Origin of the sequence: Mesorhizobium sp. M7D.F.Ca.US.004.03.1.1 (assembly GCF_003998635.1) — a bacterium.
GTDB classification, from domain to species: domain Bacteria; phylum Pseudomonadota; class Alphaproteobacteria; order Rhizobiales; family Rhizobiaceae; genus Mesorhizobium; species Mesorhizobium loti.
Genome location: NZ_RZQG01001338.1, coordinates 1 through 1,180, shown reverse-complemented (window position 1 = coordinate 1,180; position 1,180 = coordinate 1). Strand labels below are relative to the sequence as shown.

The 1,180-nt window shown below is 57.5% G+C and carries 2 protein-coding genes; one reads left to right on the top strand and one right to left on the bottom strand.

Going from position 1 to position 1,180, the window contains the following annotated elements; translation table 11 throughout:
- Positions 1–545 (bottom strand): Crp/Fnr family transcriptional regulator (locus EN935_RS36875; protein ID WP_164771725.1); only part of this gene is annotated, 545 nt, incomplete at its 3' end.
- Between the two features lie 163 nt (positions 546–708).
- Between EN935_RS36875 and EN935_RS36870 the strand changes: the two genes are divergently transcribed.
- Positions 709–1,180: radical SAM protein (locus EN935_RS36870; RefSeq protein WP_127374287.1), on the top strand; the 472-nt coding region annotated here is incomplete at its 3' end.

The following is a 1,180-nucleotide window of genomic DNA, read 5'->3' as shown; positions in this document are numbered from 1 at the left end:
GTGTTTGGATCAAGCGTGGGATCGATGTTTCTGGCAATCATCAGCAGAAAGCTCGCCACTTTTTCCGCAGCGGTCTTGCGTCCCAGCGTGACCATCCAATCGCGTGCCTCGTCGAGTTCGTTCAGGGTCTGCTTGAGCAGGCGGTGCTCGAGCTCCGGCGACTCCCTCATCATCCTTTCGACGGACGCCCTTGGAAATGAACACAAGGAGACGGCAGTTGCCGCTTCCGCGTTGATCGCGCTTTCCACCTTGAATGGCCGTCCCAGAAAATCGGGGGCAAACTGAAGCCCGACAATCTGCTGGCGCCCATCCGAAAGGCTTTTCGTCAGCTTCACCACGCCGGAAAGCACGTTGGAATAGCTGTCGACGGTTTCGGCGTCGCCAATCAATTCTACCCCCGGTTCAATGGTGTGCTTTGACGAGGTCTTGGCGAGCCCGACCAATTGATCGGGATCGAGCGCGCCGCAGACGCCACGGTGGCGCGCTTCGCACGATTGACAAAGCACGGGAATGCCGGTGCTGTGAACATCCTGACGCACTGTCACCATGATCGCCCAAAAAATGAAAAACTCGGGCAGGGTATAGCATCAGCCCAAGAAAAAGCCCTTGCGGCAGTTTGTCCGCAGAAAGATGGTATTGACCGAAATCAAGGCTGTCGGCGTCCAAATGGATCAATCTCGCGCCATTCAAAGTGGAGCGGATAGAGACATGCGGCCAGACATAGTTGCCAGACTTGGCGAGAACGTGCCGCGCTATACGAGCTATCCGACAGCGCCGCATTTTAATGCAAGTGTTGATGCCGCCATTTGTCGTGGCTGGCTGCAAGGGCTCGATGAGGGCGACGAAATCTCGCTCTATCTGCACATACCGTACTGCGACAAGCTTTGCTGGTTCTGCGCCTGCCATACCAAGCAGACACGCCACTACGAACCGGTGACTGCATATCTGCGCTCACTGCATGCCGAGATCGCAACCGTCGCCAGTCTTGTCGCAGGCAAAGGCCGCGTGCGTGCCGTCCATTTCGGCGGCGGTTCACCGACGATGCTCAAACCGGCGGATATGGTGGCGCTGGGAACTGTTCTGCGCAACAGCTTCGCCTTTCTTCCTGGTGCCAAGATCAGCGTCGAGATCGAACCCAACGATATGGACGATGCCCGCCTCGATGCGCTCGCCGAGATCG